Here is a 9,364-nt window from a genome sequence, read left to right as displayed (position 1 = left end):
CAACGAGGAGCGACCCAAGAAGGCATTGGGCGGACTGACACCGAGCGCCTACGCCAGGCAACTGGCATCGGCTACCATCCAACCCGGACTCTAGATCGAACCGCTACTGAAAGCGGGGGGACGTCGGAAGATCTCCGCCTCGATGCCCGACTTCTGGAACTCGCGCAGATGCTGCTGCGACAGCCCCTCATTGGGCGTGAGCAGGATGATCCGGTTCAGCTCGCGCGAAAGACCATGTGTTTCCAGAAACCGCTGGTACTGGAGGATGTTGGCATGCATGAGCAGCGTCTTGCCGCTGCCGGTGGCCATCCAGAAGGCGATCTTGTTGAGCTGGAGGCGAGGGTCCTCAGACTCCTCCAGTGCCGCGATCCGGTCCGCTTCCGGGATGTTCTCGTTCAGCGCTGCAACGCGCGCATTGAGTGCCTGCCGCAGGCCGGCGGGGTCGCGGAAGTAGCGGTCGAGGTAGATTTCCGTGAACAGCAGCGCCAGGTACTGGAAGTACTTCCAGACGATCGGTTCTTCGCCCCGGGTGATGCGCCGGTCGTTGAGGTGTTGCGTGACCGAAACGATGGCCTGGTCGTACTCCAGCAGCTGCTCGTCCGTCAGCTCCGGCCTGTTCTCCGGGGGCAGGTGCAGGCACAGGGCGTGGTGGAAGCGGTGGATGTTGTCCGCATCCAGCCCTTCCAGGGACTCATCCTTCAAATGGGCGGCAAGCTGGTCGAAACGCTCGACCCCGAACAGACCGAGCAGCCACTGGTTGAGGGCGAGCTTGCGGTTGAGCGGCAACGACGCGCGGGCCGCGGCGGCCCGGCCGCGCGCAGACGCCTTGGGCGAAGCTGCATCGTTCTTGCGAGGACGTCCGCGCGGCATCAGGCAGCCTCCTTCCGCTTGTCGCTCACTGGATAGCAGCTACGGCGTTTGTTGATCATTTTTGATAACAAAGTGATCGACAAGGCGCCTTGTTGTGAATGGGTGAGCATCAAAACACCTCCCTGCCTTCGGCGATGTTGAGCAGCGCCGGAAAAACCAGCACCGCTGAGCGGCGCCCGCTGGACTCCATTAACTCTTTGATAATCTTGTGTTTTTTGAGGACGCCCAGAAACCGCCGGGCGGTCGGCGCCGGGATGCCGGCCATCTGGACGAAGTCCGAGGCGCTGAAGATGGGGCGGGCAAACAGCCACTCCAGGGCGTGGACCGCGTACTGGGAGCGGGTCATCTCCGGCAGGCGGAGTTTGAGGCTCCCATGCAGTTCGAGGATGGCCTGAACACGACGCAGGTTCTCCTCAGCCTGGGTCCGCACGGCTTCCAGGAAGAAGCCGCACCATCCCGTCCAGTCGTCGTCCCGGGAGACGGCCAGCAGCCGTTCGTAGTACTCGTCCCGGTGTGCCTCCAGCCAGGCGCTGAGGTAGAACATGGGCCGCCGAATCAGGCCCTTCTGCCACAGGAAGAGGGGCACCAGCATACGCCCCAGCCGGCCGTTGCCGTCCAGGAACGGGTGCAGGGCCTCGAACTCTGCGTGGAGGATGGCAAGCTGGATCAGCCGGTCTGGCGCCTCCTCGTGCAGGTATCTCTCCCAGGCGCTCATGGCATCGGGTAGCTTGTCGGCGCCGATGGGGACGAACCTCGCCTGCTCGATGGCGCAGCCGCTTGGGCCAATCCAGTTGGGAATGCGCCTGTACTCCCCCGGCGCCTTATTTTGGCCCCGCACCCCGTCTAGCAGCACCCGGTGCATCTCGCGGATCACCCGCTGGGACAGGGGCAACTCTGCCAGGAGTCGCTCGGCCTCGCGCATTGCCGCACGGTAGTTCAGTACTTCGCGGATGTCCTCGCGGCGCTCGGGGGAAATGTCCTCCCGGCCCGCCTCGAACTCCAGCACCTCGCCCATCGTGGCCTGGGTACCTTCGATACGCGACGAGAGCACCGCTTCCTGGGTGGTCAGCGGCGAGAGCAGGATGTCCGGGTTCGGCACGGCGGCCAGCATGCCATCATAACGGGCGACTGCCGCGGCCGCCGGACCGATCAGCGGGATAAGCCGCGGCCAGTCCAGCTCCCGCGGGGGGAACCGGCCCTCGTGGTAATGGACCGGAGCCATTACACCCCCTCCGTATCGAACATCAGGCGGAAGAAGTCCTCCTCGATCAGGCGCACCTTCCAGGTGTCATCCGGGGCCTTGAGGTTTTCCAGGTTGTTGTCACCGTTCACGTAGATCAGGTCGAATTCACTGTCCTTGCTGGAGTAGCCCTGCTTGCGGAACCACTCGTCCAGCACCAGGTTGTCGCGCTCGATGCCTTCCGGGGCCTCGCCGCCGGGGCGCTTGCGCCAGATGACGAGCGTGCGGCGGCCGTCCGGCGTGGTGCCGGTGACGGTGCGGAACCACCACGGGCCTTCCGGGTCCTCCTTCAGGCGGCCGTCCAGCAGCAGTCGGCGCGGCGCGTCCGCCGGCAGGTCCGGGTCGGCGTCGCGGCGGAACGCGGCGCTGTAGGTGCGCGGCGCGGCGATGTGGTCCACCTTCAGGCCGATCAGCCAGTTGAAGGTCTCCAGCAGGTCGACATTCACCTCGCGGGACTCGTCCGAGCCCGGGCGCTTGACCTTCAGCCTGTAGGCCGTGGGGTCCATGAAGGCGGACACATTCAGCAGCGACTGGCTGCCACGCGTTTCCACGTCCAGCATGTAGCGCAGCAGGTACTGCTCCCGGAAGCCGTCCGCCCCCTGGGCCTGCGGGCTGTCGAGCAGGCTTTGCTGTGCCTCGGAGCGGCGCAGTTCCAGGTTGTTCAGCGCGTCCTCGTAGGATTCGAGGCGGATCACTTTCATGATCCGCGGGCTGCGTTCAGCTTCCTCGGCTGTGGCGAAACGCTTGGGTTTGCCGTCCTTCCATTCGGGGGTGAAAGTGACCTTCTTCAGACGGGGCAGAAGCACGGTGTCGAAGTAGTCGGCTTGTTCGACGAGAATGAACTTTCTCTGTCCTCCGTCTTCACGGTTGAGGTTGATGATGGCGTGGGCTGTGGTGCCGGATCCTCCGAAGAAGTCCAATGCCCACAAATCCCGAACGAAATAGCTTTTGCTGGCTACGACCCGCTCCGCCAAGCGGACAGGTTTGGGATAGCTCGCGGCATGTGATGATCCAAACAACGCGTCGAGGGCGGCAGAGCCATCTTCGTTGGTTCCTACGACAAACTGCTCATCCGCTAAGCTCGGAAGTGGTTTATGTGTTGTTGGTTGCCTCAGAAATCGAGGGTTGAGATTGTGCAGACGCTTGATGATGATTCTGGCCCCGTTTTCTAGCTCTGATTCGAGCTTTGATTGCGTCCAGACGAAAGGTCCTTCAAGTGTCGTTGTCGTTGCGTTTTTTCCATCAACTATCTCGAAGTCGTGAACGACTTGGACTGGAGCGCTAGATGCGCCCATCGTCCCTGATTTCACGAGACCTCGTTCGCAATCAAGAAACTCAATTGATCCAGGGGGGAACACGAGTTGTTTGATCTGATTGGTGGCCTTGCTGAGAGGCTGCGACTCTTCAGGGTCTGCTTGCCCTCCAAAGAGATATTGACCATCAGGAGCGGTCGCAACGATAACGTAGTCGCTCAATTGGTTGAAGACGTTGCTGAGGTGACCTCCTGTCCTTGTGCGACGCCAAGTCAAGAGACCATGAAGCGTCAGATTTTTCTCCTCTAGGAGCGAGACTGATCGATGAAGTTCATTGTCGTCGATGCTCATAAAGAACGCTCCTGTTTCGCTGAGCAACGGCCGCCATCGATCAAGACGCTCAGAAATCATAGTTAGCCAACTGGAGTGGTCGTAATTGTCTTTATATAGGAACTTTCCGGTGGCACGGTCGTGCTCAGTGTTGTACGGTGGATCGATATACGTGATCTCAACGCGCCGCGAAAATGCCTTCGATAATAGGCTGAGCGCATGCGCATTCTCACCATGAATGAGTATCCCGTCGGATTCCTCTACTTCGTCCGTCGCAACATCCAATAGGCGATCAACAAAGGCGACAGAGAAGTTCTTGGTGTCAACCATCAGTGTCGGCTGTGCTCTTAGAAACCCGACTGTGAGCGGCACACTATATCCCGGCGTCGTCAGGTCGCCCTTGATCTCGTCAATCGCACACAGCCGCACCCATTCCTCGCGCTGCGCATCGTTCGCGGCGATCTCCGGATAGAACTCCTCGGGGATCACGCCCAGCCGGATGCAATAGCTGGTCTCGACGACAAACTTTTTCTTCAGCCACAGCTTCTTCTGGAAGTCCTCCAGCTGCGCCAGGAAGTCGATGATCTTGTGGGCGATGCGGCGGATGACCTTGATCTTGGACAGGTACTGCTCGACGCGCGGCGCGGTTTCGCTTTCCACGTCGTCGAGGTGCATGACCTCGTTCTTGATGTAGAAGTCCAGCTCGCGCCGCAGGAAGCCGCCCAGGTCCTTGTGGATGAAGTAGTCGAAAGTGTTGCGCTTGACGTACTGCTCCAGGTGTTTCTGGAGCAGGGTGCGTTCCTTGTTCTTTTCGGTCGGTGCCGGTTGCGCAAGCTGCTGTAGCCAATCCTGCAACCCACGCTCTTTCAGGGCGGCAAGGATACGCTCGACGGCATAACCCACAAGGTCGTCCTGGCTCGGCGGCTTGGGCTTTTCCTTTTTCTCTTCTTCGATCCGTCGCTCTTCCGGCCAGTCGGCGATCGAGACTGGCCGGTATTCGAATCGAATCTCCAGCTCGCCAGATGAGCCGTCATGTACTTCTTTCAGAAAGTCCGTTGGTGCCAGCACGAACCGGCGCTCCTTGCCCGCCTGTTCCTTCACATTGCCGTGCTCGCCTTCGGCAGCGTCCACGAGCTTGAAGTGGACGCGCATGGGGTTCGCTTCATCCTCCGGGCGCAGGCGGAAGGCGTAGTCCCGCAAATACTCGCTGGTCTTGATGTAGTACTGGTCCGCGTTGGCCCAGTGGAGCTTGACCTCCTCGCCCTCGTACGGGATGGCGTAGACGCCGGGCTTGTAGACGCGCTTGCTCAGGAAGTCGCCTTCGGAGTAGTAGCGGCGGAAGAAGCTGTAGAGGTGGTCGTAGACCTCGGCTTCCAGCGCCCCGGTGTCCACAGCTTCGCTGGCCAGGCGGGCGCGCAGGTCCTTGACCTTCTGCGTGCTTTCCGGATCGACGCCCAGGGCCTGGGCGGCTTCGATGGCCTTGGCCAGCTCCTTCTCCAGTTCGGCCTTGTCGGCGGTGCGATACTGGGCGAACGCCTGCTTCACCTGCGGCAGCAGGTCCTTGTCCAGGAACTGCGTCACCTCCGCGCTCCGGGCATGCATGATGCGGTAGATGCCGAAGTCCAGTTCCGGCTGGTCGAGCTGGAACAGCTCCTTCAGCAGGGTTTTCAGTTTTTCGTATTTCTGGCTCATTGCGTGGTTGTCCTGTGGATCCTGGGCGGGCGCGTCGCTTCGTCAGACGATGGCCCAGCGAATGGTGAAAAGGGTTTCGGCGTGCGTGCGTTGCGCCAGCCGCTGTTCCAGCTGGTCGATCAGCTGGTCGCGCTTTTCCATGATCTCGTCCTCGATGCGGAAGATCTCCTGCCGCTGGCGGCGCTGCTGCCGTTCCAGCTTCTGGAGCTTCTCCTGGATCGCGTGCTGCTCGGCCAGCGTGGTGGCCTGTCGTGCCTGCCGGCGCAGGGCCTTGATCTGTTCCTTGGTGTCGGCCAGCGCCTTTTCGGCGGAAAGCACCATGTCGTCGGCCCAGCGTTCCAGCTTCTCCCGCGCCTCGTGGAAATAGCGGTTGTTCTGTTCCAGCGAGCGGCTCAGGGTGGCCTGTGCATGGCGCTCGCTCTCTGCGGCCAGACGCCGGGAAACCGTGTCAGGGATCGTTGCGGTGCCTGCGACGTGGCCGCCGCACTGGAACAGCTTCTCCATGGTTTCCGGGTCCAGCGGCGCTCCATCGTCAGTGAAGCCCGAGAACAGCAGGTGCTCCTCCCGTTCGTAGGACGCGATGGTCAGGCGGGTGAGCGTCAGGTAGCCGCGCTGACCGCGCAGGGCTTCGACAACGGCGATACGGGTCGGGTGGCGGCTGATGTCGAAGAGGATTTCGGCGGCAGGTGTATCGGCATCCCGCGCCTGGGCGAGCACATGCTCGCCCAGGGGGTGCGAGAGCCGGTAGAGGAACTGGCCGGCACCCTCCGCCTGCGGGTGGACGCGGGAGATCAGGTGGTAGCGGCCGGCGGGGATGTCCTTGAGGGGCGGGCTGACCAGTTCGAAGGTGAAGGCGTCGTCATCGAAGCGCGCCTGGTCGGCCAGCACGTGGCGCGTGAGCGACCAGAAGCGCCTGCCGACCCGGTCCAGCCGGGCCCGGGCATCCGCAAGCCGCATGCGCAACCGTTCGTGCACGTCCTCGTCGAAGTGCTCGAACAGCGCCCGTCGGGTGTCTTCCAGCCGCGAGCGGATCTGTTCGTCCATCTCCGCCTGCAGGGCCTTGAAGGCGGCGTCGATCTCCTCAGGGGTCCGGCACTCCTGGTAGATCGCGAGGATGCGCTTTTCGAAGTCCACGCCGGATTCGATCGTGCCCAGCACCTCGTCGGAGGCGCCGAACACGCCGCTGAACAGGTTGAACTTCTGCTCCAGCAGCTCCAGAACACGTCGGTCGGCCTCGTTGCGCTCATTGAGGAAGTTGATGACCACCACGTCGTGCTTCTGGCCGTAGCGATGGCAGCGGCCGATGCGCTGTTCGATGCGCTGCGGATTCCAGGGCAGGTCGTAGTTGATGACCAGCGAGCAGAACTGGAGGTTCAGGCCTTCCGCTGCCGCCTCGGTGGCGATGAGGATGGCGGCGTGGTCGCGGAAGTGCTCGAGCAGGGCCGTGCGCATGTTGACCGCGCGGGAGCCGGTGACCTTGTCCGAGCCCCGGTTGCGCTCGAGCCAGCGCTCATAGATGGCGGTTTCCCCGGGGCCGTTGTTGCTTCCGTTGAAGAGGACAAGCTGGCCGGTATGGCCGTTGGCCTCGAGGAACTGCTTCAGGTACTCCTGCGTTCGCCGGGATTCGGTGAAGATGACGGCCTTGCGCGCGGCACCGACCGCTGCCATCTGCTCGAACCCTGTTTCCAGCGCCTTGAGCAGCGTGCGGCTCTTCGTGTCCACGCGGATGCTGCGGGCTTCTTCGGCAAGGCGTGCGAGGATGGCGATCTCTTCCCGCAGTTTCTGGCGGTCGACCGGTGCATCGGTATCCCGGCCTGGGATCGTGTCCTCGTCCTCGCCGAGGATCTCGTCGAGCAGGTCGGTTTCCAGTTCTTCGTTCTCGGCCAGCAGCTCGGCCAGGTCCGCCGTGTCGTCGGTGCCGGAAGTGCGCTCGTCGAGCATGGCCTGCAACCGCTGGCGCAGGATGTCCAGGGTGGCGGCAATGGCGGCCGACGACGATGCGAGCAGCTTGCGCAGGATCAACGCCGTCAGGTGTCGCTGGCGGCGGGGCAGGGCATAGCTGTCCTCGCGCCGCAGGAACCCGGACACCTTTTCGTAGAGGGCGTGCTCCTCGTCAGTGGGGCGGAAGGGCCGGGTGACCGGCTTGCGCTCGGTGTAGCGGATGTACTCGGTGACCTGGTTGCGCAGGGTCCGCTTGCAGAATGCCGAAAGCCTTTGGCGCAGGGCGCCCAGGTCGCTGCCGGCGCCCGCATACTGCGCGCGGAAGGCATCGACATCGCCGAAGAGGTGCTCGTCGATCAGGGTCGACAGGCCATACAGTTCCAGCAGCGAGTTCTGCAGGGGCGTGGCCGTCAGCAGCAGCTTGCGGCAGTCCTCCGTGGCCCAGCGGATGCCCTGGCCCACCTTGTTGCTGGGGCGGTAGGCATTGCGCAGCTTGTGCGCCTCATCGATGACGACGAGGTCCCACCGGATGGCCCGCAGTTCGTCCCGGATGGAATGGGCGAAGTTGTAGGACAGGATCAGGATGGCGCCCTGGTCCAGCGGGTTGCGGGCTTCCCGGCGGGCCTGCCTGTATGCCCTGGCGTCCAGGACGACCGCGGGCAGGTTGAACTTTTCCTGCAGCTCCAGCGCCCATTGCTTGCGCAGCGACGCGGGGCAGAGGACCAGGAGTCGGCGCCGGCGCTCGGCCCAGGACTGGCACAGAACGATGCCGGCCTCGATGGTTTTCCCGAGGCCGACTTCATCGGCAAGGATCACGCCCTTGGATAGGGGGTTCTGGAGCGCGAACAGCGCCGCCTCGATCTGGTGGGGGTTGAGGTCCACCGAGGCGTCAAAGAGCGCCATCGAGAGGCGATCCATGCCCGAGGCCGCCCGACGGGTCAGGTCATAGGCGTAGTACTTGGCGTGGTGCGGGGTCAGGGAGATGACATCAGGCGAGGCCACTGAGCACCTCCCTGTTCAACAGCACGATCTGCTGGTCCGCCGGGCTCCGGGTGGACGGGTCAGTGTCCAGCCCGAGACGCTTGAGCGTGTAGTAGAGCAGGGCCTTGCGGACGGTGATGCTGGCTTTGCCTCCCCGCATACCGTAATCCAGTGTCACCACTTTCTTCTGTGCATCCGACAGCCCGGGGTGCGGGCCGATTTTCAGCGTGACGTGCGTGTGCCAGTCGGCATCCTGGCCGCGATCCACATCACTGGGGCGGCTGTCCCGGATGCCGAGGATGCGCGCCAGCAGGAAGTCCTTGAAGCAGCCGTCGGTGAAGCAGTACGCCCGGGCATGCCAGCGGAAGCCGTCGAAGGCAATGGCGTGCGGTGCGATCCAGCGCCAGCGGGGCGCGGGGCTGGAAAGGGACTGGTACTCGACTTCGATGGCCTGCCTGTTGTGGATGGCCTGGAGCACGGCGCGCAGGTGGCTGGCGTCAATGCCCCGGGCGGGGCTATGCACCGTATCGAAGGCGGGGATCTGGCCGATCCAGGTGTCCTCCTGAGTGACGATGCCGTCGGAGATCGACCGCAGCTGGGACAGGTAGCTGGCCGGGTCCGGTTTCAGGAACAGGGGCTCGAAGCGGTCGCCGCGGACATAGGCACGGGCGCTCTTGTCGTAGACCATGTTGCCCGGCGCCATGCCGAGGTAGCGGTTCAGGTCGGTGGATGCCTGGTTGATCGAGATCCCGAAAGCGGCCATCAGGTCGGCGCGGTTGACGTGGCCTTCCCAGAACAGCCGGAACTCGATGAACTCGAGCCGGCGCTCGATGCCCCATCGAACGCTGCCTTGCGTTCCTCCCACCGTTGCACCCCAGTATCGTGACCCATATCGGAATTGTATTCGACCAGTTTCTGGTTGGGTTGTAAGGTAATCCCCCCGCAAAACCAGTGCGCTGAGAAGTAGAGAGTCTCGAAGGAGAATCTCTACGATGAAGAAATCGCGTTTCACTGACAGCCAGATCATCGACGCGCTCAAGCGGGCGGAGGCTGGTCT

Annotated in this window: 5 protein-coding genes; all 5 read right to left on the bottom strand. The window is 62.9% G+C overall.

Going from position 1 to position 9,364, the window contains the following annotated elements:
* Positions 1–90: 90 nt before the first annotated feature.
* Positions 91–870 carry a DEAD/DEAH box helicase family protein gene (locus Taqua_RS12320; RefSeq protein WP_221933944.1) on the bottom strand — a complete coding sequence of 260 codons (780 nt, stop codon included), beginning with the start codon at positions 868–870 and terminating at the stop codon, positions 91–93.
* A 109-nt stretch (positions 871–979) separates the two neighbouring features.
* Positions 980–2,092, bottom strand: coding sequence for a Fic family protein (locus Taqua_RS12315; protein WP_144326902.1), 1,113 nt, complete (start codon positions 2,090–2,092; stop codon positions 980–982).
* Positions 2,092–5,385, bottom strand: a complete 3,294-nt coding sequence (locus tag Taqua_RS12310) for a DNA methyltransferase (RefSeq protein WP_144326901.1) — start codon at positions 5,383–5,385, stop codon at positions 2,092–2,094. Before Taqua_RS12310 ends, Taqua_RS12315 begins: the two co-directional genes overlap by 1 nt.
* A 42-nt stretch (positions 5,386–5,427) precedes the next feature.
* On the bottom strand, positions 5,428–8,328 hold the full coding sequence (locus tag Taqua_RS12305; protein WP_144326900.1) for an SNF2-related protein: 2,901 nt from the start codon (positions 8,326–8,328) through the stop codon (positions 5,428–5,430).
* The gene (locus tag Taqua_RS12300) at positions 8,315–9,172 is read right to left on the bottom strand and encodes a BrxR family helix-turn-helix transcriptional regulator (protein ID WP_144326899.1); all 858 of its coding nucleotides are present in this window, start codon (positions 9,170–9,172) and stop codon (positions 8,315–8,317) included. Before Taqua_RS12300 ends, Taqua_RS12305 begins: the two co-directional genes overlap by 14 nt.
* Positions 9,173–9,364 lie beyond the last annotated feature (192 nt).

Origin of the sequence: Tepidimonas aquatica (assembly GCF_007556585.1) — a bacterium.
Lineage (GTDB): Bacteria > Pseudomonadota > Gammaproteobacteria > Burkholderiales > Burkholderiaceae_C > Tepidimonas > Tepidimonas aquatica.
The sequence above is the reverse complement of the archived record's forward strand: the minus strand, read 5'-3'. Positions and strand labels throughout refer to the sequence as shown.